Origin of the sequence: Deinococcus aquaedulcis (genome assembly GCF_019693445.1) — a bacterium.
Lineage (GTDB): Bacteria > Deinococcota > Deinococci > Deinococcales > Deinococcaceae > Deinococcus > Deinococcus aquaedulcis.
This window is the reverse complement of sequence record NZ_JAHRBL010000027.1, coordinates 1-22,459: the sequence shown is the minus strand read 5'-3', so window position 1 is coordinate 22,459 and position 22,459 is coordinate 1. Positions and strand designations below refer to the sequence as shown.

Here is a 22,459-nt window from a genome sequence, read left to right as displayed (position 1 = left end):
GACACGCGCAGGGGTAGACAAGATCCATGACTCCTCTGGGCAAGCTGCCGCCCCCCGAAGCCCTGACGCTGCGCGACGTGACCGTCCGGCGGCGGCGGCTGTGGCCGTATGTGGACCTGGGGCCGGTGTTCCTGTTCATGGGCATCTCGGGCGTGGACCACGGCCGCGAGGCCCGCCTGCAGCGGCGCTTTGAGCAGGAGTATTACCCCTATCTGGTGACTGCCCGCCCCTCGCGCCCGCTGGCCCCGGGCCGCTACACCTTCAGCGGTCTGCCAGAGGACGCCAACCGGCGCGGCTGGACGGTGGCCCCGGACGGCCTGGCGCGCACTGAACTGAGCGAGGAAGGCCACAGCGCCTTTCAGGCGTGGCGTCAGCGCGGCGAGGGGGCGGTGGCGCCGCAGCGCCTGGAGGACTAGAGCGGTTGAGCAAAGAACCCCCTCACCCCTCGCGGCGCGAGGCCCTCGCTGTGTCGCAGCTCTTCTAGTCCCACGAGGGGAGAGGGTCAGGAACCCACATCATCGTGATGGCAACTGCGCTAGAGCAGTGCTGTGGCACTCAGCCTTGCTGAGCCGCCCACAGGGCCAGCGTGTCCTGGGCCTCGTCCACATGCATCTGTTCCACCAGGGCACCCTGGAAGATCGCCACACTCTGCCCGGCGGCGCGGGCCTCGTTCCAGGCGGCCAGCAGGGCGCGGGCGCGCTCGGCTTCGGCGCCGCTCACGCCATAGGCGGTATTGGCGGCTTCGATCTGGCCGGGGTGAATCACCGTCTTGCCTGCGAAGCCGAGGGCGCGCCCCTGCACGCATTCCCGGGCCAAGCCTTCGGGGTCGCGCACATCGTTGTACACGGCGTCCAGGGGCACCTTGCCATAGGCGCGGGCGGCCAGGACCACAGCGCTCAGGGCGGCGAGCAGCGGCTCCCGGCCCGGGTGGGGGCGGGTGCGCAGGGCGCGGGCCAGATCATTGGCCCCGGCAATCAGGCCCGCCACCCCCGGCGCAGCGGCAATGGCGGGGGCCCCAAGCACCCCCAGCGGCGTTTCAATCATGGCCCACAGCGGCTTCGGCCCGGCCAGGGTGGGCGGCGCCTCGACCTTGGGCAGCACCACCCCAGCCAGCGCCGGGTGCGCGGCCAGCGCCAGATCGTCCCCGTGCCAGGGGGTGCCCGGGGCATTCAGGCGCAGCAGCACCGGCACCGGCCAGGGCTGGGCCAGCGCGGCGCGCACGTCCTCGCGGGCCCCGGCCTTGTGTTCGGGGGCCACCGCGTCTTCCAGATCCAGAATCACCGCATCGGCGCCCAGGGTGCGGGCTTTTTCTATGGCGCGGGGTTTGTCGCCCGGCACATACAGCACGGAGCGCCAGGGGCGCGCGGCGGCAGGAAGGGGATTAGCGGTCACGGCGCTCCGGGCGGGCACGGCGGGCGGCGCTGCTGCCCAGCAGAAATGGCAGTAGCACCAGCAAGAATCTCAGGGGACGGGGCATGCGGGCAGTATGATACGGATTCCGTCCATTTCCGGAACATCCAGGAAAGAACTGGATGTTCCCCGCCTTCGGCGCTGTGCCAGCCCAATTCCCGGAAATCCGTAGCTTTTCCTTCTCCCTCTGGTCGGAAAAATTCCACAACCCGTTACGGAATTTTTCGGAAGCCATATGAAACATGGGCCCACCTGCAAGGCACAAAAAACCCACTTCACGAAAGGAAGTGGGCGGGGGTACGCGACCTTCACGGCAGCAGCAGGCGGGGGGCCGGGGCCGGGCCCAGGGCGCGGCGCTGCACCTCGCGCAGGGTGCTCTGGGTGTCGGCGTGGATGCCGTGCTTGCGGAAGCTGGTCACGAGGCTCTGGGCGTCTCTGGCCAGCAGGTCGTGAAAATGGGGGTTCTGGCGCGTGGTGAGCTGGGGAAAATCAATGATGATCACGGTGTCCTCCCACCAGAGAAGGTTGTAGGTGCTGTAGTCGCCGTGGGCGTAGCCCAGCCGCAGCAGATCGGCCATGCCGCGCACGCTCTGGTCCCAGGCACTCTGGGCCTGCTCGGGGCTCAGGGCGGCGTCACTCAGGCGCGGGGCAATCTGGTCTTCGGTGCCGATCAGGCGCATCAGGACGGCGGGGGTGGTCTGGGCGTACTCGAAGGGATGGGGGCCCACCAGGGGCTCAGGCACGGGCAAGCCCGCTTCCCATAGGTGCCACAGGTGGGCGTACTCGGCGTTCACCCAGCCTTCTTGCAGCATGGCAAGGCCCTTGCGGGTGCGGCCTTCCATGGCCCGCTTGGCGCGCACGTCCAGAATCACCTGCCCGGCGCGGTACACACTGTCGTTCTTGAATGAGCGGGCTTCCAGGTCGCGGTAGAGCTTCAGCAGGACGTTGCCTTTGGGGCCGCGCGCCACGTACGCCGTGGCTTCCTTGCCGCTTTTCAGTTCGGCCACCACTTCGGTGATGTGGCCCAGGTCTTTCAGGCGGCGAATGACATCGTCCTGGACGCCCTCGCCCTCGGCGGTCAGGTCGGCCAGCGCGCGGCGGCCTGTGGGCTTTTTGCGGGGTCGCCGGATGCGTTCCTGCGGCTCGTCGGTCAGATCGTCAGTGTCGTCCCAGAAATCGTCCTGGGCGCTCCACTGGGGCTGTCGTTGGGCGCTCATGGGCGCCCCGGGGGGTTACAAGGCTTGGATGCGCCCGAAGGCAGAGGTGGCCACGGTTGGTGAAACAAAATCACTCCTGTACGCAGGAACAAAGACTCGGTGGGCAGCGGTCTTGGTGTTAGTGATGTCGGTCATAGGCAACACCTCCTTTCGGTGATGAACGCAGCGTAGCAGGCAAATGCGGCGCCTGTCACGAAGATCTGCGGCGCTAGGCCATCACGCCTAGCGGGGGTGGCGGATGCAAAGGGGCAGGGTTTCTACGACAAAACCGCGCCCAGATCAGGCGCGGTCAAGGGCTGCAGGTTGTCTGCGGATGCTGTCTGGGAGGTGGACAGCCGCTGGTGTTTTACCTTCGCTGCGCCACGCTGCAAGCGCCTTCGGTCAGGACCATTCGGGAAGGGGGAGGGGTCGGGAGCTGGCTTACTTCAGCGTTTTGCTGATGTAGGCGTTGGTGTAGTAGTCCGTGGCCTTGGCACTGGCGGGCAGTTTGCCCTGCTTGATCAGCGCGGCCACCGCCTTGGTCCAGGCGGCCGGGTTCATGGCCCCCAGGCCGTTCGCCTGGGCGTAGGGGCCGGTCATCAGGGGCACGCTGGCGCGCAGCACGTCCAGGCTACCACTGCTGCCAAACACCGGCTGGGCCAGCTTGAAGGCGCGTGCGGGGTCGGCCACCGTGAACTTCAGGCCGCGCTGCGCGGCGCGCACCACCTTCTTGGCCAGATCGCCCGAGAGGCTCTTGCCTGTGCCAATTAGGCCCACGCCCACCATCGGGTAGGCGCCCGTGACATCCAGGGTATACACGCGCTTGCCGCTGGTGCGGGCCAGTTGCAGCACGTCGTTGTTGGCGTAGCCCACGGCGGCGTCCACCCGCCCGGCGCGCACGGCGTCCACCTGCGTAAAGCCGATGCTGCTCAGGCGCACGTCCTTGCCTTCCTGCAGGTTCGCGTTGTCCAACAGTGCCTGAATGGCGTGGTAGGAGCTGCCAAAGGGGCCGGGCAGGCCCACCGTGAGGCCCCTTAGGTCCTGAACCGTATTCAGGGGTTTCAGGCTAAAGACCGTGACCGGGTTTTTCTGGTACATGGTCATCACGTAGCGCACGTCGGCGCCCTGGTTGCGCGCGAAGATGGCGTCTTCGGGGTCGCCCACCACAAAGTCCAGCTTGCCCTGCAGCAGCAGGGGCAGCAGCTGCGACACGTAGCCGTGCTGGTAATTCACCTTCAGGCCCTCGGCGCCGAAATAGCCCAGCTTGTCGGCCACGTAGAAGGGCGTGAACTGCACGTCCGGGTTGTAGCCCAGGCCAATGTTCACCGTGCGCTGCGCGGCGGCAGAGGTGGCCAGCAGGCCCAGCAGCAAGAAGGCGGCGCGTCTCATGAGGGCGAGTATAGGCGCGCCGGGTGACCCGTCTGTGATGCAGGCGGCGGTCTGCCGTGGCCTTAGGCCTGGGCCCGGCCCAGCACGCCGGTCAGGGCGCGCACCACCCGGGGGTCAAAGTGGGTGCCGCTGGCCGCCTGGATAAAGCTCAGGGCCTCGTCGGCGCTCCAGGCAGCCTTGTAGGTGCGGCTGCTGGTCAGGGCGTCGAACACGTCGCACACCGCAAAAATGCGCGCGGTCAGCGGAATGGCTTCGCCGCACACCCCCCGGGGATAGCCGGTGCCGTCCCAGCGTTCGTGGTGGGCCGCCACCACATTCAGGGCCTCGCCCGGCAGGAAGGGCAGTTGCCGGGCCAGATTGACCCCTTCGTCCACATGGCGGCGCATCCGCTCGCGCATGTCGTCGGTCAGGGGGCCGGGGCAGTGCAGGATCTCGTCGGGCAGGCTCAGTTTGCCAATGTCGTGCAGGTACGCCCCCCAGCGCAGGGCGCACAGGTCCTCTTCATTGAGGTCCAGGGCCTGGCCCAGCTGCGTGGCCAGCCGGGTCACCCGGTCGGTGTGGCCGTGGGTTTCGGCGCTGCGGGCTTCCAGGCACAGGCCCAGGGCGCGCAGGGCACTTTCGTGGGCGTGCCGCTCGCGTTCCTCGGCGTCCAGGCGGGCAGCCAGCAGGGCCATCAGGCCCGTCACGCCCCGCACCAGCGCCTGCTCGGCTGCCGACCACGCCTGGGGCGAGAGCCCCAGCAGCAGCAGCGTGCCGATCAAGCGGCCCCCGGGGTCGTGCACGGGCGCCGCGCTCAGCGAGCGCAGGCCCGGCACCGCAAAGGTGCGCGCGGCCGGGTGCGTGCGGATATCGGCAATAAACAGGGGCTCCTGCGCCTGGGCCAGCGCGCGCACCAGCGGCAGCTGCGGCGACAGGCCCTGGCGCCAGCGGCCCAGCGGCTGCACTCCACTTTCGGCGCGCACCCGGTACAGGTTGTCCGGGGCCCACCACTGGTAATAGCCGGCTCCATGCGCGCCCGTGTGAAGCAGCAGCGCGTCCAGCACCGGCTGCATGGCGCTGCCCAGGTCGGGGGCCGTGAGCCCCAACCGCGTGAGCCGCAAGGTCAGCTCAGCGAAGTTCCCGGAAGCGTCCACCATGGTCATGAGATGGCTCTACTATGACACACCCAATGAGGAAAACCTCACAAAAGAGAAAAGGGGCCGCGTGGCCCCCCTCTGGGGTGGTTCGGGGCGGCACCGTTGTGGGGCGCCTGCCCATTCATTGGGGTGGGCATGGCCCGCCCTTCATCTGAGAGGAGCCCAGCCTCAGGGCAGCGGAAAGCGCGCGGCGAAGGCGTGGACCTCGGCCTTCACGTCCTCGCCTTTCAGGGCACGGTCAATCAGGCCGGCGATGGTGGGCATGTCGCTCTCGACCATGCCGCGCGTGGTGACAGCCGGCGTGCCAATGCGAATGCCGCCGCCGTGCAGGATTTTTTCGGTGTCGTAGGGCAGGGTGGACTTGGAGATGGTGATGTGGTTGGCGTCCAGCCGCTTGGTGGCCTTGGTGCCGTTCAGGCCCTGGGGGCGCAGGTCCAGCACCAGCAGGTGGTTGTCGGTGCCGCCCGACACCACGCGGTAGCCCAGGTCCTGAAAGGCAGCGGCCAGCGCCTGCGCGTTCCTGATGATCTGTGCGGCGTAGGTTTTGAATTCAGGCTGCAGCGCCTCGCCAAAGGCCACGGCCTTGGCGGCGATTACATGCTCCAGCGGGCCGCCTTGGTAGCCGGGGAACACGGCGCGGTCAATCTTGGCGCCCAGTTCGGGGTCGTTGCTGAGAATGATGCCGCCGCGTGGACCACGCAGGGTCTTGTGGGTGGTGCTGGCCACCACATGCGCGTGGGGCAGCGCGTTGGGGTGCACCCCGGCGGCGATCAGGCCCGCAATGTGGGCGATGTCGGCAAACAGAATGGCGCCCACCTCGTCGGCCACCGCGCGGAAGGCCGCGAAGTCAATGGTGCGGCTGTAGGCGCTGGCGCCCGCAATGATCATTTTGGGCTGATGCTCGTGGGCAAGGCGGCGCACCTCGTCCATGTCAATCCGCTCGGTTTCGGGGTTCACCTTGTACCCCACGATCTGGTAGCGCAGCCCCGAGAAGTTCACCGGGTTGCCGTGCGTCAGGTGCCCGCCGTGCGAGAGGTCCATGCCCAGCACGGTGCTGCCGGGCTCAATCAGGGCGTTGTACACCGCGAGGTTGGCGCTGCTGCCCGAGTGCGGCTGCACGTTGGCCCACGCGGCGCCGAACAGTTCCTTGACGCGGTCAATGGCCAGCTGCTCCACCTGATCCACGATCTCGCAGCCGCCGTACCAGCGCTTGCCGGGGTACCCTTCTGCGTACTTGTTGGTCAGCAGCGAGCCCTGGGCTTCGCGCACGGCCGCCGAGGTGAAGTTCTCTGAGGCGATGAGTTCCAGCCCCACGCGCTGGCGCTCGGCTTCCTGGGCGATCAGGTCAAAGACGGCCGTGTCGCGGGCCTGGGTGGGTGCAGCGGTGCTGGTCATAGGGTCACGGTAACACTGCGGGCTGTGCCGGCTGGGCGGCGTGTCTTTGCAGGGCAGACGTGGTGCAAAGATTGAAACAAGCAGCCTGGCCCGAGCAAGATGACACACCATGAAAAATGAACTCGCTTACGTGTTCCTGGACCCGGATGCACGGAAGGTTCTGGCGTCGTCGTGGTCGTGCAGGCTCCTACGGGCGTGGTGTACGCCAGTCAGGTTGGAGGACACGCCTGCGAGGAACGCAGCATAGAAGGTTTCCTCATCCCGATCTTTAGAGCCGAGCATTTACAGGCGTTGGTTCGCATGTTTGGGCGCTATCACGGGAATCCGCCCTACCCCGGAACACCCTTTAACTGGTGGACGGAGCAGGACTTAGATGACCTAACTAACATCGTGGAAAAGATTCCCCTCTGGCATACCGCTCGGGACGGTGATGAGCGAGCGTTCTTGGCCTTTGACCGGACGCGCATGGACGAGCTGACAGAAGCCTGGGTGCCGGTATTGACGGCTTATGGCCCAGGCATCCTGATTCACGAAAATTGCGATTGAAACTCGACTATTCCTAACCAGCTGGCTGCCGGCCCAGTACTCGCCGCACTTCCTGCAGCTCAGTGTCGCCGGCCAGGACCAGCACGCTGTCGCCGGCCAGGAGCTGGGTGGCGCCTTTGGGAATCAGGAATTCGCCGGCCCGGTGCACCAGAATCACCAGGGCCTCGGGGGGCAGGTGCAGGTCCACGATGCGGCCACCGTCCGCGAGGCTGCCGCGCATGACTTCCACTTCCACCATCTCGTTCTTGTTGTGGCCGGTGGGGGTGTAGGTGATGGGGTAGGTGGCCTGCACCGGAATTTCCTCGCGGACGTGCAGCCAGCGGGCCACCAGGGTCAGGGTGGTGCCCTGCAGCAGCACGCTGGTAAGCACGATAAAAAAGACGATGTTAAAGAGGGTGCGCGCCTCCGGGATGCCGGCCACCAGCGGAAAGGTGGCCAGCACGATGGGCACCGCGCCGCGCAGGCCCACCCAGGCCACCATGCTTTTCTCGTTCAGTGGCATGCGGGCGTTGGCCAGCGAGAGGTACACGCTGACCGGCCGCGCCACAAACACCAGCATCAAGGAGCAGGCCAGGGCCAGTCCCGCCGTGGGCAGCAGTTCGTGGGGATTGACCAGCAGCCCCAGTGTGAGGAACATGCCCACCTGCATCAGCCACGAGAGGCCGTCGTGAAAGCCGATCAGGGAGCGCTTGTGGATAAAGTCGGCGTTGCCCAGCAGCACGCCCGCGATGTAGATGGCCAGAAAGCCGCTGCCACCCACCAGGGCGGTGCCAGCAAAGATAATCAGGGCCAGCGCCAGCATCAGCACCGAGTACAGCCCTTCAAACTGCAACTGCACGCGGTTGAGCAGCCACAGGGCCGCCCGGCCCAGCGCCAGACCCAGCAGCGCGCCCAGCACCATTTCCTTGAGAAACAGCGGCGCGATGCTCAGGACACCCTGGCCCGGGTGGGCCATGAGCTCCAGAATCCCCACCGTCAGAAACACCGCCATCGGGTCGTTGCCCCCGGACTCGAATTCCAGCAGGGGGTCAATGTCGCCCTTCAGGCCCAGGTTGCGCTCTTTGAGCACCGAGAATACGGCGCTGGCATCGGTGCTGCTGACAATGGCGCCCAGCAGCCACGCGGTCAGCCAGGGAAAGCCAAAGGCGTAGTGGGTAAAGGCCGCCATGACCCCAGCCGTGGCCAGCACGCCCACGGTGGCGAGGCTCAGGCCCCGGCGCACCACGGGGCGGGTCTTGGCCCAGTTGGTGTCCAGCCCCCCCTGAAACAGGATGAAACACAGCGCCACCGTGCCGATGGCCTGCGCCAGACCGTAATCCTGAAACTGAATGCCCAGGCCGTCGCTGCCGAACAGCATGCCCACGCCCAGAAACAGCAGCAGCCCAGGAATGCCCAGCCGACCACCCAGCCGGCTGACGAGCAGGCTGACCAGCAGCAGCACCCCGGCCGCCAACAGGTAGCCTTCGGCGTGCACTTCACCCATGGGACCCCCAGGGCAGCAAGAGGAGGACAGAGACGATCATGAGGGCATCCTCGCACGCGTCTGGGCGCCGAAAAAAGAAGCTGGCCCCTGGAGTGCGGGGGCCAGCGGGTCAGCTTAAGTTTCTTTAAAGGTCGCCGGCCAGCCAGCGCACCACATTCTTGCCCAGCGCCGCGTTGCTGAGGTTGGGCCAGTTGTTGTACTGCCCGGTGCTGCCGTCCGAGTAGGTGTTGTCCCCGAAGGTGCTGCTGTCGCCCCACATCGCCACGCGGCCACCCCCCACGCTGTTCACGGCCAGGTAGGTCTTGCCCCCGGTGCCCATGAGAGCGGTGCCCGCCAAAACGTCCACGCTGGTACCCACATACACGCCGGCGCTGCTCACGCCGTTCAGGATGGGGTGGGTGGTCAGCGGCGCGGCGGTGTACACCGGATCACTGAAACTGGAGTTGAACGACGCTTTCAGGCCGAACAGACCGTCGGTGTTCAGGCTGGCCTGCAGGCTGGTGCTGACGCTGCTGGGCGTGCTGCCGTCCCAGCCGTTGAAGACTTCGGGGCTGTCCCAGCCGTTGTTGTTGCGGTCACTGACGCGGTGGTCGGTGATGAAAAAGACCCCACCCCCGTTCTGCACGAAGCTTTGAATGGCCGCGCGCTCGCTGTCGCTGAACGGGTTTTGCGGCTCGGGAATGACCAGCACGGACACGCCAGACAAGCTGGTGGAGGTCACGGCGGTGCCGGTCAGGCTGGCCACCGTGTAGCCCAGGCCCCGCAGGGCATTGGCGTAATCGCTGTACGCGCCGTCAATGCGCCAGTCCGCGTTGCCCGCGTCCTCCGCCTTGGTGAGGTCAAACAGCACCTTCTTGGCCGTGCCGCCCCCGCCGCCTGTTCCGCCGCCGTTTGCCGCGCCCGGGGTGGCCGCCTGCACCTTGAAGTCGGCACTGTTGGCGCCCGTGTCCTGGCCGTCGGGCACGCGGGCCAGGGCGCTGCCCGCGCCGGTGGTGGGGGCGGGGGTGCCCTCGCCGCGCCCGGTGGTGGGGGTGCCGTAGGCCACTGCATCCACCACGGCGCCGGCGTTCAGCAGGCGCAGGCTGCCGCTGCCGTTGTTCAGGTCGGCGCTGCTGCTCACCAGGGTGCGGTTCGGGACCGTGGTGTCCTGGGCCACCACGTAGTACCCGCTGGCCGGAATGGTGCCCGACAGGGTGATCGTGCGGTACTGGGTGCCAGCGGTGTCGTAGGCCGCCAGGGTGTAGCCGCTCAGGCTTTTGCCAGCCGGGCCCTTCAGTTCGATAAAGGTGCCGGTGTCGGTGCTCGGCGCGTCGTAGTACAGCTCATTCAGGACGGGTTCGCCCGCTGCAGCCAGGGCGGCCAGTGGGGCGCTGCTCTGCGCGGTACGGCCACAGGCAGGCAGAAGAAGGGCAAGGGAAGCGAGCGCCATCAGGCGCCGGACCGGCAGATTGGGTTGCATCGGATCCTTATTGTCCACCGAATTGTGATGGGTATGTCAATTTGACCGGCGGTCCATCTGGCGGATTTCTTCATGAGGCCCCTGTCTGCTAGGCTGGGCCACATGACACCCCAGGCCGGTTCACGTTCGCCGTTTTTCGGTTCTGGGGGTTGGCTGGCCTGATCGCTCAGGTCAAGCGCTGTACCCCCGCCCGCACCCATGCGAGGCGGGGCTTTTCTTTGTTCCGCAGGAGGACACATGCAGCACGAAGCCGTTCAAGAGATCGCTGCCGCTGGCAGCCTGGAGGCCCTGCAGGCCGTGAAGACCAAGTACGTGGGCAAAAGTGGCCTGGTGACCAGGGAACTGGGCGCCCTGGGCAAACTGCCCCCCGAGGAGCGCAAGGCCCGGGGCGCCGAGATCAACGCCGTGCGCCAGGCCATCCAGGCGGCGCTGGATGAACGCGAAGCGGTCCTGAAGCGCGAGGCCCTGGACGCCAAGCTGGCGGGCGAGGCCATTGACGTGACCCTGCCCGGCCTGCCCCTGCCGGCGGGCGGCCTGCACCCCATCAACCGCGTGTACGAGGACCTCGTGAACATCTATGAGCGCCTGGGGTACACGGTGGTGGAAGGCCCAGAGGTGGAAGACGAGCACCACAACTTCGAGGCCCTGAATGTGCCCTGGTACCACCCGGCGCGCGACCTGCAGGACACCTTCTGGCTGGAGGACGGCCGCCTGCTGCGCACCCACACCAGCCCCATGCAGGTGCGCTACATGGTGGACCACGAGCCGGACCTGAAGGTCGTGGTGCGTGGCAAGGTGTACCGCTACGAGGCCACCGACGCCACCCACGAAAGCATGTTCCACCAGCTCGAAGGGCTGGTGGTGGGCGACGGCATCTCCATGGCCGATCTGAAAGGCACCATCGCTGAAATGGCGCGCGGGTTGTACGGGGCGGGGGCCAAGGTGCGCTTCCAGCCCAGTTACTACCCTTTCGTGGAACCAGGCGCCGATTTCGCCGTGTACTGGGACAACCCGCGTGGCGAGAGCAAATGGCTGGAACTGGGCGGCTGCGGCATGGTGCACCCCAACGTGTTCAAGGCCGTGGACGATCTGCGCGAAGCCCAGGGCAAGCCCCGCGTGTACGAGGGCAAAACCGGCTTTGCTTTCGGCCTGGGCCCCGAGCGCATTGCCATGCTGAAGTACAAGATTCCCGATATCCGCTACTTCTACGCGAACGACCCGAGGGTGATTGGGCAATTTCGGGGGGAGTTGGGGTAAGTGGACAGCTTGCCGTCAAGTCGGCCAGAGGAGACCGACAGGGAGTCATCCAACGTAGCGGCCATTCTCGACGCCTACGCCTGGAAAGCAATTCCCAACTGCCCTGGCCGATATGTGCTCAAAGGTCAGGGTCGGCACCTGTCCCCAGCACATCTCATTGGGGCGCCCTGTACGACGTGGGAAGTCTCTTCACCCCACGCAGCTGATGTGGTGCTGGTGACGCCTCTTTCGGACGGCGGCCTGATCTCTTATAGAAAGTCAGACCTTTCGTATGTTCATACCCTGGGCGACGCGGCGGGGTTTCAACGAAAGTTGCGGCAATTGGCCATTCCATTTCAAGGAGTCCCCATGAGACCCCGTTCCGTTGGCATCCTCTTCAACGACCAGCAGCAGGTTCTTCTGATGCTGCGCCGAAAACAAGGCCGTGCCTACGCCACCCTGCCCGGTGGCGGCATTGAGGGCGAGGAAACCCCCGCCGAAGCCTGCGCCCGCGAGATGCTGGAAGAAGTGAACCTGACCGTGCGCGTGGAGCGTGAAGTGCTGGTGCTGGACAACCTGGGCAACCGCGAACACTACTTTCTGGTCACGTGGCAGGGCGGGGAGATGCGCCTGGGCGACGGTCCCGAAGGCGTACGCCACAGCGAAGAGAACTCGTACGAGCCGGCCTGGGTGGGTGTGCAAGACCTGGACGCCGTGAATCTGGTGCCGGAGCTGGCGCGGGAACTGGTGCGGGAACTGGTGCGGGGGCTGGCGTTCCAGGAGATTTCCGAGGCTCATTCCCAGGAGTGAATCCATGAATCTGGGTGGGTTCGCGCTATGACTCTCGCCGCTTCCCTGGATGACATGCGTTGTGAGCGTTTGACTACCTGAATCCACTCAAGCAAGCCGCAAGGCACCTCACTTCGGGCCTTTCTCAACGCGGTGATGAGGTCGTCACCCTTCTCCAAATGTTGTTCCAAAGCTGCAATGCCTTCGGGCAAGTGATGGTAGCCAGGAACGCTCACGCCTTCAATTTAAGTTCTCGTCACGAGGTATCCACCATGAAAATCCCCTATTCCTGGCTCAAAGAGCTCATCCCTGCCCTGCCGCCGGTGGCGGAACTGGAACCTGTCTTCGCCCAGTTGGGCCTGCCGCTGGAAGGCGTAGAAGAGGTACCTGCTCCACCCGAAGGCGTGCTGCTGGTGACCGTCACGAAGGCAGAGCCCATGCCCGGCACCCAGCTGACCAGACTCATGCTGGACACGGGCGCAAACGGCGAACGCACGATTGCCAGCGGCGCCCCTAATGCGGTGGGCCTGCCCGCCGGCACCATGCTGGCGCTGGTCTCGCCCGGGACCGCCCTGGGCGGCATGACCTACGGCGTGCGCGAGTTGCAGGGCGTGGAGTCCTGGGGCATGGCCGCCAGCGCCAAAGAACTGGGCGTGGGCGAAAGCAGCGCCGGGCTGATGCTGTTCCCAGCCGGGACCGCCGCCCCCGGCACCCCCATGCGTGAGCTGTGGGCCGCCGATCAGGTGCTGGATGTGGAAGTGACCCCCAACCGCGCCGACGTGCTGAGTGCCCTGGGGCTGGCCCGCGACCTCGCGGCCTTCCTGAAGTTGGACTTGAAGGCGCCGCCCGCCGGCCCCGAGGCCAGCGGTGAGGGCGAAATCCGCGTTTCCCTCCCCGACAAAGGCCGGGTCATTGAGCGCGATCCGACCCAGAAACTGCGGTTTGGCTGCGACCATTTCGTGGCGCGCACCGTGGGCGGCCTGCGCAACGGCCCCGCGCCCCTGTGGATGCAGCGCCGCGTGACCCTCTCGGGAATGCGGTCCATTGATCTGATCGTGGACACCAGCAACTACGTGATGCTGGAACTGGGCCAGCCCACCGCGCTGTACGACCGCCGCGACGTGGGGGATGATCAGATTCTGGTCTCATTCGGCCGCCGCCAGGGCGAGACGGTGCGCGACCTGATGGGGGGTGAGCACACCGTGGGCCCCGAGGACCTGCTGATTCTGGACGGCCAGGAGCGGCCCATTTCCAGCGTGGCCGAAGCCTTTGCGCAGGCGGGCCAGCCGCAGCCCGGCCAGGGCGTGCTGGGCATTGCGGGCATCGTGGGCGGCGACCACGGCCACGTGCGCGCCGACACCACCGACGTGGTGATTGAATCCGCGCACTTTGACCCCGTCCTGCTGCGCCGCACCAGCACCCGCCTGGGCCTGAAGACCGACGCCGTGTACCGCTACGAGCGGGGCGTAGACCCCCTGTTGCCGCCCCGCGCCGCCGCCCGGCTGGTGGGCCTGCTGGCCGAGGCGGGCGGGACCGTGCATCCCGGCGCCACCGTGGTGGGCCAGCCGGACGTGCCGGGCCCCATTGAGGCCACCGGCGAGCAGATTCGCGCTCTGCTGGGCATGACCGTCGACACCGCCGAGATGCGCGACATCCTGACCCGCCTGGGCTGCGGGGTGGAGGGCGAGGGCGACGCCCTGCGCGTGCAGCCGCCCTCGTGGCGCGTGGACCTGAACATCTGGCAGGACCTGGCCGAAGAGGTGGCCCGCCTGCACGGCTACGCCCACCTGCCCGAACGCCTCCCCACCCTGCGCGTGCACGAAAGCAACATCGGCGCCGAGAAGGAAGGCGTGGCCCGCACCACCCTGCGCCGCACCCTGGCCGGGCTGGGCTTTCAGGAGGTCGTGACCTACACCTTCACCAGCGACGACGAAGCGGGCAAGGCCCGCAGCGAGCGCCCCGGCGTGCGGCTGCGAAACCCCCTGACCGCCGACCGCACCGGCCTGCGCACTGCGCTGTACCCCAGCCTGCTGAAGGCGGCGGGCATGCATGCGTCCGGCGAGCGCACCCTGCTGTTCGAGCTTGGCCGCATTTTCCCCGCCAGCGGCGAAGCCGAGCGCCTGGGTCTGCTGATGCGCGGTCCCCTGGCGCCCGAGACCCATGAAGACGCGGTGGCCGGCGACTTCCGCGCCTTCAAGGGGCTGGTGGAGAGTCTGGCCGCCACGCTGGGCGCCGCGCTGGAGGTCCGTCAACTGCGGGGCGACGCCGTGCCCGCTGCGCTGCACCCCGGCATTGCCGGTGAGGTCGTGTGGAACGGGCAGCCCGTGGGCTGGCTGGGCGCCCTGCACCCGGAGATTGCGCCCAATTTTGGCCTGAAAGGGGAGACCTTCCTGCTGGAAGTCGCCCTGCCGCTGCCGGGCCGCGAGTGGGCCTTCCGCGATCCCAGCCGGGCGCCCGCCGCGTGGCGCGATCTGGCCGTCATTGCCCCCCAGGGCGTGAGCTACGGCGAGGTGGCGGCCGTGCTGGAGCGCGAAGGCGGTGACCTGCTGCAAAGCGTGGAGCCCTTCGACGTGTTCGTGGGCGAGCAGATTGGCGCGGGCAACCGCTCTGTGGCCGTGCGCCTGACCTACCGGGGCGACCGGACCCTGACTGAAGAGGAGATTGACGCCGTATTCCAGCGCCAGATTGCGGCCGTGAAAGCCCAGGGCTGGAGCATCCGGGAGAAGTAAACAGGCGCGGGTCAGCATGGCAAACAAGAGAAGCGCGCAGCCTGGGCTGCGCGCTTTCTCCTGGCCTGCTGGCGGTTCCTGCAGCGGCTACAGGTCATCGCGAATCATCTGACTGTGCCACCCCACAGCGTCACTGAAATGTTCAAATTTTGGCCGCTGACCCAGCACCACCGCGTCATAGGCATGGCGCATCTGTCTGGCACACACATTAGGTGGAAGCCGGCCAATAGCGGTGCCCAGGCCAGGGCACAGAAGGGTCCGAATCGGCGGCGCCCCTGTCTGGTTGTGTTCCCGGACCAGTCGAAGAGCCGCGCGGAAAGCCAAGTAGGCATTGGGGGTATGGACCACACTGGAGGGAATGCGCATGGTTGGCGCGCTGATGAGCCAGGGAAGGGCGGCCTTGCCGGTGGGGAGAATCTCTGCCTGACCAACCGGCAGCTCGCCGTCGTGTTTGTTGAAAATCAGCTCCTGCAGCGCGAACGACAGTTGCCAGCCGAAGTATTCGCTGTAGACCAGATCAATGCCGCCGTCCATAAAGCCAAAACTGTTGGCCGGGCTCACAATCGCGTCGGCGGTCGCCCCAAAGATGTCGCCCTGGCTGACGGTGACGTGGGGCAGGTCCCTGAAGTGCTGGTCCCAGGCGGCCACCAGCTTCGGGTTGATGTCCCGGAGATGAACCTGTAGGCCCTGGAGACTCAAGCCCGGCTCCGCACCGTGTCCAGCGTGTCGCGCACCAGCAGTTCGCCGTCGCGGTACACGGTGCGCATCAGGCTGCCGGGGAAGTCAGTGTCGAAGGTCTTGTAGGCCTTCGTGACCATGCGCCCGCCTTCCAGCACGAGATCCAGCACGCCGTCCTTGCTGCGCTTGCCGGGGTCGGTCACGGGGTCCTTGTAAATGCCCCGGTACTCGCCGTCAATCAGCCCGGCGCTGGCCTTGTAAGCAAATTTCTGCGTGTCGCGGTCCACCTTTTGCAGCAGCGCGCCGCCCATGCCAAAGGCCACGTTCTCGGCGCTGAAGCCGTCCACCTCCAGGTTGTCCAGAATCTGGCGGATGGTCTGTTCGTCAATGCCGTCGCCCTGAATCACGCGCACATGGTTCAGCACCTTGTAGCCCTTGCTGTTCGTGCTGGTGCCGTACTTGGCCGCCAGGGCGTTGACGGCCAGCCGTACCATCGCGGGGGGGTCCCCACTGTCCGGGCGCACGACCAGGGTGGCGCCAGAGTCTATAACCTGCTGCTTCAGCGTTTCGCCCCAGTGCACGTTGATGGCGTGTTTCAGGTCGTACGAATCGCTGACCACCGCGAACACCCCGCCGGGCTTGCCAAAGTGCGTGACCATGTTGCGGTAGGCGTCCACCTCGTGCGCCTTGCCCCAGCTGGTGACGGTGCTGTGTTCGGCGGCGGGAATCGAGTAGCCCGCAATGTCCGCGCCGTAGTGGTTGCGGCCCACGCGCAGCGCTTCCAGGGTGTCGCTGCCCAGAAAGTTGATCAGGTGGGCCAGCCCGCCCAGGCCCGCGCTTTCGCGGCTGCTCACGCCCCGGCTGCCAAAGTCGTGCAGCTTGAACGGCAGTTCCTCGGCGGCGCGGTCACTGGTGCGCTCCAGCGCGGCGCGGATAATCTCGCGGATATGGTAGCTCTGGGTGGCCACGGTGGTGGGGTACCACACGCGCATCAGCATGGTTTCAAACCAGCCCACCAGCCAGGGCAGTTCGGGGTCGGTGTTGGTCACGCTCATCAGCACGTTGTGAATGGGCACCAGCGTGCCTTCGGGCACCGCGCGCACCTCCAGCGGCAGGCGCCCGCCGTGCACGTTCACCACCCGCATCCAGCCGTCGTATGGAAACGGTTCGCCGTGCGCTTCAATTAAGGCGCGCGCCTCTTCAACCATCTCGGCCGTCACGCGGCGGGTCAGGTAGCGGTCCAGGATGTATTGCAGCCCAAAAAACCGCGTCTGGGCGTAGCGCCCCCCACGCGACTCCAGGTACGAGAACAGCCGCGTGGTGCCCTGCGGATACTGCAGGAAGTGGCTGCTCTTGTACGAATCGGTGTCGAGGATCAGGTTCTGGTCGTCAATGCGGGTCATGGTGGTCCTCCTGTGGGTCACCTGCGATGACTCATAATGTAAAATTCTTTTCTGAAAACTATGAGGAGGGGGAGTCGAAGGGTGCTGGTTTACCGCGCCGCTCCAATGGAGAAAAGACGTGGACGGCGCCGCTTTTGTTCCTTTGGGCACGATGCGAGGTCTTTCACCGCCGCTGACCGGCAGGGCATTTATGCTCGCTTCATGTTCAAAGCCCGCTGGCCGCTGGCCCTCACGCTGTCTGCCCTGCTCATAGGCTGCGGCGCCTCGACTGGAGATTCCGGGGCCACACCCACCCCGCCAACAGGGGCGCCGGCACCGACCCCGCAGCCCCCGGCGCCCACTCCGCCGGCTCCCACGCCCAGCCGGCCGGGCAGCGCCTGGAGCGACCCGGCCACCTGGGGGGGCACGGTGCCGGCGGCCGGCGCCAACGTCACCCTGCCTGCGGGCAAGCGGGTGATTCTGGATGTCTCGCCCCTGGCCCTGACGGGCCTGACCATTCCGGCCGGCAGCGCCCTGGAATTTGCCGCCAAGGACCTGACCCTGCAAAGCGAGTGGATCATGGTGCACGGCGAACTGCGCATTGGCCGTGAGGAGGCGCCCTTTGCCCACCACGCCGAGATCCGGCTGACCAACACGGTCCCCGGCGAGGACGTGATGGGCATGGGGGACCGCGTATTGGGTGTGATGGACGGCACGCTGGAACTGCACGGGCAGCCCCGCCTCGCCTGGACCCGCCTGAGCGCCACCGCCCGCGCCGGCAGCAGCACCCTGACCCTGGAACGCGCCCCCGACTGGAAGGGCGGCGACACCCTGACCCTGAGCAGCACCGACTTCAATCCCGCCCAGACCGAGCAGGTCACGGTGCAGCGCGTCAGCGGCAACACGGTCACGCTGGGCGCGCCTCTCAAGTACACCCACTGGGGCGATCCCATCACCGTGTCTGGCCGCGCGGTGAACGAGCGCGCCGAGGTGGGCCTGCTGTCGCGCAACATCGTGGTGGGCGCCACCGAGGACGCCGTGCAAAGCCGCGTGGGCGCCCACGTGATGATCATGGGCAAGAGCACGGCCCGCATTCAGGGCACCGAGTTCACCCGCGTGGGCCAGCTCAACACCCTGCGGCGCTATCCGCTGCACTTTCACCTGCTGGGCAGCGCGGCGGCCTCGTACCTGCGCGGCAGCAGCGTGCACGCCTCGTTTAACCGCTGCGTGGTGGTGCACGGCACCAATGACCTGCGGGTGCTGAACAACGTCACCTACGACACGCTGGGCCACTGCATCTTTCTGGAAGACGGCGACGAAACCGGCAACGTGCTGCAGGGCAACCTCGTGACCCGGGTGAAGGCCCCGGACAGCAAGCAGGGGCAGAACCCGCTGCTGGACAGCGACAAGCGGCCCTCGGGGTACTGGATCACCAACCCGGCCAACACGGTCAAGGACAACGTGGCGGCGGGCGTGGACGGCACCGGCTTCTGGTACGCCATGCCCCAGCACCCCACCGGCCTGGCATCGGGTAAAACCACGCTGTGGCCCCGCCGTACGCCGCTGGGCGAATTCAGCGGCAACGTGGCCCACAGCGGAGACCGGGGCCTGAACGTGGACAACGGCCCCAAGGCCGACGGCAGCCTCACCGAGACGGTGTATTACGATCCGGTCACCAACCCGGCCGATCCCAAGAGTGCCGCCGTGCCCGCCGTGTTCAGCGACTTTGTGGCCTACAAGCACCGCGACCACGGCGTGTGGCTGCGCGGGGAAAACCATGTGCTGCAGGGCGCCGTGCTGGCCGACAACGCGGTGGGGGCCACCTTCGCCTCGCACCTCTCGGTCCTGAAGGGCGGGCTGCTGGTGGGCGAAACCGTGAACGTGGGCCAGCCGGAAAGCTGGGAAGCCAAGGGCGAGGGCGGCCGTAGTCTGCCCCGGCCCTGGGAAGCGGCGTTTCCCATTCGCGGTTTTCAGTTCTACGACGGGCAGGTGAGCATTCAGGATGCCGCCCTGGCCGCCTTTGTGCCGAACAGCATTCGCAAGGCCAGCGGCCTGGGCTACCTGACCAAGAACGCCTTTCCCCTGAACCCGGCCAACAACGCCCGGGGCCTGACCTGGCTGGATAGCAGCCTGCGCGTCTTCCTGCCTGACCCCCAGGCCGATAAGGACGGCGACAAGTCCGCCACCTTCATAGACAGCGACGGCACCGTCACCGGAACCGCGGGCCTGAGCGTCACCGGCAGTGCCCTCCTGAAAGGCGCCCAGGACTGCCAGCTCAAGGCCGAGTGGAATGCCAGCGTGTGCACGGGCAGTTATGGCCGGCTATGGGTGCAGGACGTGAAGGGCGGTAAGCCCGGTCCAGTGACGGTGGCAGGACCGCACGGTAGCCTCAGCCTGAGCGGCACGCCCAGCGGCTACACCACGGTCAGCACCACGGTACGCGTGGGGCACGCCTACGCCCTGACGCCCAGTGCCAGCAGCGCGCAGTGGCGGCTGGGGCTCAGTGGCCGGCAGGCTGGCGACACTCTGCGCCTGACCCTGCCGGCCAGCAGCGAGCCCATCCTGTACCGCGACTGGTGGATTGATAACCGCAACCGCCTCAAGAAAGTGGCCCTGGGCAGCCTGGACGCCACCACGGGCGACAGCTACGCCTACGAGGGCGGCCAACTGCACCTGAAGCTGGTGGTGCAGCAGGGGCGGGATTACGCGGTGCTGGATATCTGCACCGCGGACCTGTGTAAGTAAGGGTGGAAGGGCGCAGGCCAGGGCACTGGGGGCTTTCCCCAGGCTCATGGCCTGCGCTCTGTTTGGCGTGATACGGTGTGATTCCAAAGCATATGGGGAAGAGCGCACATAGGCTGTTCCATCGCCTGGGCTGGCCCCAAAGTTTGGACGATCGCGAGTAGAGACTCGGCTCAAGAGCAGGGTACATCATCGGTCGTCGGTGCTCACCCAGGTGTCGGGATGACGGCCGCCTCTGCAGTGCTCTGTCCGCAGAGGGGGACTTCAGCCTGACGCCTGGCCAGCTGAGCAAATTCGTCTGGCGTGCAGTACTTCAGAGAGGAATGAGGCCGGCTGGTGTTGTAAAACGCCCGGTACCCGTCCAGCACCACCTGAGCGTGCCTGGCCGAGTAGAACACTTCCTGGTTGAGACACTCCTCGCGCAGCCGAGCGTGGAAACTCTCGGCAAAGCCGTTTTGCCCTGACTACCCTTCAAAACAGGGCATGAGTGTGCTCAAGGTGCGCCAGGACGCGCCAGAGGGATGCAGCAGGAGATCCTGGAGATGATCAAGCCCGAGTCGAAACACGGACACCGCACGGTGTCCGTGTTTCTTTGCTCTGGTCGCCGTTCGACGTGCCACGCCCTCGCCCGTCACGCACGCCCAGATGAAGGCGACGCTGACGACCGTCAGGAGCGAAGACCCTCGTTCGGCGCGCGTCAGACCTGTATCTTCCAAGTTGAACCCTCTGGTTTTCAACGCGGCGTGCAGATTTTCTGTTTGCCAGCGCAGGGCATACCGGCGCATGTTCGGCAGGGCGTGCCCCCGATACGCCAGGTACAGCATGTCACCGGCTGCGTTTTTCGTGGCCGCCACCCGCAGATTCACACCGTCGATGCGGGTCTGGCGATGCCAGACCCTGACTTCACCCACCTGAAGGTTCTTGAAGACCGCCCAGACCGGCATGCCGTGCGCGCCGATCGTGGCGCGAGCTGGGAGACGAATGCAAGGCGCAACCCCGTGCTGGTCGAGGAATCGAAACCAGTGCCGCCCAATGAATTCACGATCCGCGAGCAGGCACCGGATCTTCCGATCTGGGCAGCGCTTCAGGAAGCGCTCCACGAGCGCTTCCCGGACACAGGAACGACTGGCCCCACCGTGCGGGAGCAGGGTCCACATCAGCGGCAAACTGAACCCGTTCCACACGGCAGAGAGCAGGAGAATATTGACGTCCTGCTGTCCAAGTTTCCAGTTGGTGCGATCAAGAATGAGGTCGACTGGGCCGGGCGGGAGAAAGGACAAGGCGAATCGGGGCAACAGTGCCTCAGGAAACGGGAACTGGACGAACCGGCAGAGCCGCTGAGACCGCGTCGTCAACGACCCTGGGAGAGCGACGTGCGTCTTCAAGCTGTACAGGACGACGGTACGCGCCTGAATGACCGCCAGGATCAGTGCCGTGAAGACGACGAGGCGGCGAGCGTCCACAGGGAAAGCAGACCGTAAGGCGGTCTGCAAGGTATCGTGAGGTGGTCGGCTCCCAGGGGTTTTCATCGCAGAAACACCGTACAGGAGCCGATTTTCTGCTGCCTACTGTGCGTTTTGAAGGGTAGTCAGCGTTTTGCCACGGTTTCCCCGGTTGAATGAACCGCGTGCCGATGTCTTGGACGGCCAGCCAGATCCCCAGATCACGGGCGATGAACTCTGATACGAATTCCGGAAAATCAGATATAAAGAACAGATCAGAAGAGTGACCTTCAAGCACACCGCTGCCGATTTCTGGCAAATCTATCGCCGGAGTACCTGCGCGGTTGAGCGACGACGCAGTCACCTGCTGGCCTTTCTGGCCGAAGGAAAAAGCGCCGCTGAGGCGCTGAAGCTCACGGGTTATTCCTATCAAGGCGCGGACAAGATTATTGACGCGTATCACGTCCAAGGACTGAGCGGGTTGAAGGATCAACGGCACCAGAATCGGGGGGCACCCACGCTGCTCAGCGACGCAGAACTGCTGCTGCTGGCCCAAACCATTCGGGCTGACACCGCGAGCGGCGGTGTCTGGAATGGCCGGCGAGTGCAGGGCTGGATGAAGCAGACCCTCGGCAAGACACTGCACCTGAGCCGCTGCTATGAATTTCTCGATGCAGTGGGCTACAGCCGTCAAGTGCCTCGGCCTCGACATATCGAGGCCGACCCGATCGCCCAGGAGGCATTCAAAAAAAAGGCCTCGCCGAGATGGTCCAAGCAACTCAAGCGCGTCTCGTCGGCACTGGACGAGAGGTAGAGATCTGGTGCATGGACGAACATCGTGTGGGCCTGAAACCCATCGTGGGCCGACAATGGGCCGAGCGCGGGAAAGCGCCGATTGTCCGGGTGGCCCAACGGTACGAGTGGCTGTACGTGTACGCCTTCGTGTGTCCACAGACGGGCGACAGTCTGTACTGGCTGCTGCCTACGGTCAATACCGCCGCCTTCCAGGCCGTGCTTGACCGCTTCGCCCAAGACACCCAAGCGGGCAAGACCCGAGAGATCGTGCTGGTACTCGATGGCGCGGGGTGGCATGCCACCCCGCGCCTGAACTGCCCACTGGGCATTCATCTGGTCTTCCTGCCGCCCTACTCCCCGGAGTTGCAACCCGCCGAACGGCTGTGGTCGCTGACGGATGCACCGCTCAAAAATCGACACTTTGACTCGCTTGGTGCCCTCACTGACGTGTTGGCAGAACAGTGCCGCCGTCTAGAACAGCAAACCCAGCGGGTCTGCTCGCTCACCCTCTTCCACTGGTGGCCTCGTATAATACGAAAATGAAGTAAAGATTGGACATTACGCATTGGGAAGCCAGTGGAAGTACGTCGTGCGCGAAACCAGAGCTTCTTGGGTCATCAGCCAAGCACATCGCTCGTCAACGGCCGCGAGC

The 22,459-nt window shown here is 66.0% G+C and carries 18 protein-coding genes and 1 pseudogene; 8 read left to right on the top strand and 11 right to left on the bottom strand.

The window, feature by feature from the left end:
* Positions 1–26 precede the first annotated feature (26 nt).
* Positions 27–416 carry a hypothetical protein gene (locus KMW22_RS17910; protein ID WP_221091391.1) on the top strand — a complete coding sequence of 130 codons (390 nt, stop codon included), beginning with the start codon at positions 27–29 and terminating at the stop codon, positions 414–416.
* 139 nt (positions 417–555) lie between these two features.
* Here the strand turns inward: KMW22_RS17910 and KMW22_RS17905 are convergent, their stop codons facing one another.
* The 5 genes from KMW22_RS17905 to glyA all read right to left on the bottom strand — a co-directional run bounded on the left by KMW22_RS17905 (position 556) and on the right by glyA (position 6,526).
* On the bottom strand, positions 556–1,392 hold the full coding sequence (locus KMW22_RS17905; RefSeq protein ID WP_328774756.1) for an HpcH/HpaI aldolase/citrate lyase family protein: 837 nt from the start codon (positions 1,390–1,392) through the stop codon (positions 556–558).
* A 326-nt stretch (positions 1,393–1,718) separates the two neighbouring features.
* Entirely contained in the window at positions 1,719–2,627 is a 909-nt protein-coding gene (locus tag KMW22_RS17900; RefSeq protein WP_221091390.1) for an RIO1 family regulatory kinase/ATPase domain-containing protein, read from the bottom strand.
* 420 nt (positions 2,628–3,047) lie between these two features.
* Positions 3,048–3,995 (bottom strand): ABC transporter substrate-binding protein, encoded by a 948-nt coding sequence (locus KMW22_RS17895; RefSeq protein ID WP_221091389.1) that lies wholly within the window; start codon positions 3,993–3,995, stop codon positions 3,048–3,050.
* A 62-nt stretch (positions 3,996–4,057) separates the two neighbouring features.
* On the bottom strand, positions 4,058–5,137 hold the full coding sequence (locus tag KMW22_RS17890) for an HD-GYP domain-containing protein (RefSeq protein ID WP_221091388.1): 1,080 nt from the start codon (positions 5,135–5,137) through the stop codon (positions 4,058–4,060).
* 162 nt (positions 5,138–5,299) lie between these two features.
* The gene (glyA, locus tag KMW22_RS17885; RefSeq protein WP_221091387.1) at positions 5,300–6,526 is read right to left on the bottom strand and encodes a serine hydroxymethyltransferase; all 1,227 of its coding nucleotides are present in this window, start codon (positions 6,524–6,526) and stop codon (positions 5,300–5,302) included.
* A 195-nt stretch (positions 6,527–6,721) separates the two neighbouring features.
* On the opposite strand from glyA, the gene KMW22_RS17880 reads away from it, so the two are divergent.
* The gene (locus KMW22_RS17880; RefSeq protein ID WP_328774755.1) at positions 6,722–7,072 is read left to right on the top strand and encodes a DUF6210 family protein; all 351 of its coding nucleotides are present in this window, start codon (positions 6,722–6,724) and stop codon (positions 7,070–7,072) included.
* Positions 7,073–7,085: 13 nt separating this feature from the next.
* Here KMW22_RS17880 and KMW22_RS17875 read toward each other — a convergent pair whose 3' ends face one another.
* Both KMW22_RS17875 and KMW22_RS17870 read right to left on the bottom strand, forming a co-directional pair.
* Positions 7,086–8,555: a potassium/proton antiporter gene (locus KMW22_RS17875; protein ID WP_221091386.1), complete on the bottom strand. Its 1,470-nt coding sequence runs from the start codon at positions 8,553–8,555 to the stop codon at positions 7,086–7,088.
* A 124-nt stretch (positions 8,556–8,679) separates the two neighbouring features.
* Positions 8,680–10,014 (bottom strand): lamin tail domain-containing protein, encoded by a 1,335-nt coding sequence (locus KMW22_RS17870; protein ID WP_221091385.1) that lies wholly within the window; start codon positions 10,012–10,014, stop codon positions 8,680–8,682.
* A 237-nt stretch (positions 10,015–10,251) separates the two neighbouring features.
* On the opposite strand from KMW22_RS17870, the gene pheS reads away from it, so the two are divergent.
* From pheS to KMW22_RS17855, 3 genes are all read left to right on the top strand, one after another.
* Positions 10,252–11,271, top strand: coding sequence for a phenylalanine--tRNA ligase subunit alpha (gene pheS, locus KMW22_RS17865; protein WP_221091384.1), 1,020 nt, complete (start codon positions 10,252–10,254; stop codon positions 11,269–11,271).
* Between the two features lie 348 nt (positions 11,272–11,619).
* Positions 11,620–12,060: an NUDIX domain-containing protein gene (locus tag KMW22_RS17860; protein ID WP_221091383.1), complete on the top strand. Its 441-nt coding sequence runs from the start codon at positions 11,620–11,622 to the stop codon at positions 12,058–12,060.
* 251 nt (positions 12,061–12,311) lie between these two features.
* Entirely contained in the window at positions 12,312–14,768 is a 2,457-nt protein-coding gene (locus tag KMW22_RS17855; RefSeq protein WP_221091382.1) for a phenylalanine--tRNA ligase subunit beta, read from the top strand.
* Between the two features lie 87 nt (positions 14,769–14,855).
* Here KMW22_RS17855 and KMW22_RS17850 read toward each other — a convergent pair whose 3' ends face one another.
* Together KMW22_RS17850 and KMW22_RS17845 are read right to left on the bottom strand one after the other, a co-directional pair.
* Positions 14,856–15,416 (bottom strand): macro domain-containing protein, encoded by a 561-nt coding sequence (locus tag KMW22_RS17850; RefSeq protein ID WP_328774754.1) that lies wholly within the window; start codon positions 15,414–15,416, stop codon positions 14,856–14,858.
* A gap of 47 nt (positions 15,417–15,463) precedes the next feature.
* On the bottom strand, positions 15,464–16,849 hold the full coding sequence (locus tag KMW22_RS17845; RefSeq protein ID WP_221091380.1) for a nicotinate phosphoribosyltransferase: 1,386 nt from the start codon (positions 16,847–16,849) through the stop codon (positions 15,464–15,466).
* Positions 16,850–17,050: 201 nt separating this feature from the next.
* Between KMW22_RS17845 and KMW22_RS17840 the strand changes: the two genes are divergently transcribed.
* A complete protein-coding gene (locus tag KMW22_RS17840) occupies positions 17,051–19,573 on the top strand; it encodes a G8 domain-containing protein (protein WP_221091379.1) in 2,523 nt (840 codons plus the stop codon).
* Positions 19,574–19,776: 203 nt separating this feature from the next.
* Here the strand turns inward: KMW22_RS17840 and KMW22_RS19760 are convergent.
* A pseudogene (locus KMW22_RS19760) lies at positions 19,777–20,016 on the bottom strand (integrase core domain-containing protein); the annotation flags it as partial.
* A gap of 18 nt (positions 20,017–20,034) precedes the next feature.
* Positions 20,035–21,099 (bottom strand): IS4 family transposase, encoded by a 1,065-nt coding sequence (locus KMW22_RS17830; RefSeq protein ID WP_221091378.1) that lies wholly within the window; start codon positions 21,097–21,099, stop codon positions 20,035–20,037.
* Between the two features lie 196 nt (positions 21,100–21,295).
* Between KMW22_RS17830 and KMW22_RS17825 the strand changes: the two genes are divergently transcribed.
* Together KMW22_RS17825 and KMW22_RS17820 are read left to right on the top strand one after the other, a co-directional pair.
* Positions 21,296–21,826 carry a winged helix-turn-helix domain-containing protein gene (locus KMW22_RS17825; RefSeq protein WP_221091377.1) on the top strand — a complete coding sequence of 177 codons (531 nt, stop codon included), beginning with the start codon at positions 21,296–21,298 and terminating at the stop codon, positions 21,824–21,826.
* A gap of 11 nt (positions 21,827–21,837) precedes the next feature.
* On the top strand, positions 21,838–22,350 hold the full coding sequence (locus tag KMW22_RS17820) for an IS630 family transposase (RefSeq protein WP_221091376.1): 513 nt from the start codon (positions 21,838–21,840) through the stop codon (positions 22,348–22,350).
* The last annotated feature ends 109 nt before the right edge of the window (positions 22,351–22,459 follow it).